Origin of the sequence: Microbacterium karelineae, assembly GCF_009745985.1 — a bacterium.
Lineage (GTDB): Bacteria > Actinomycetota > Actinomycetes > Actinomycetales > Microbacteriaceae > Microbacterium > Microbacterium karelineae.
Genome location: NZ_WFIX01000008.1, coordinates 1 through 558, shown reverse-complemented (window position 1 = coordinate 558; position 558 = coordinate 1). Strand labels below are relative to the sequence as shown.

The window sequence follows — 558 nt, the reverse complement described above, 5'->3', positions numbered from 1 at the left end:
TTCGACAGAAAAGCAGTAAATATCTGTTTCTTTGGTGATGGTGCTGCAAGACAAGGTTCTTTACATGAGACCTTCAACATGGCAATGAACTGGAAACTTCCTGTAGTATTTGTTGTAGAAAACAACCAGTATGCAATGGGAACTTCTGTAAAAAGAACAGCCAACCACGAAGATATCTATAAATTAGGATTAGGATACGAAATGCCTTGCCTTGCTGTAGATGCAATGGATCCTGAAAAAGTGGCAGAAGCTGCTTACGAAGCTATTGAAAGAGCAAGAAGAGGAGATGGACCTACTTTCATTGAAGCAAGAACTTACCGTTACAGAGGGCACTCTATGTCTGATGCCGAGCCATATAGATCTAAAGAAGAAGTAGCTCTTCATAAAAATGATGACCCAATCGAATTGATAAAACATAGAATTTTAGAAAACGGATGGGCTACAGAAGCAGAATTGGAAGTTATGGATAACAAATCCAGAGACTTTGTTGAAGAGTGTATCGAATTTATGGAAAACTCCCCGTATCCGGATGCAGAAAAAGTCTATGAGTATGTATAT

General features: G+C 38.7%; 1 protein-coding gene. It reads left to right on the top strand.

The features are described 5' to 3' along the window. On the top strand, positions 1-558 hold a 558-nt coding region (locus GB932_RS21705; RefSeq protein ID WP_231915927.1), incomplete at both ends, for a thiamine pyrophosphate-dependent enzyme.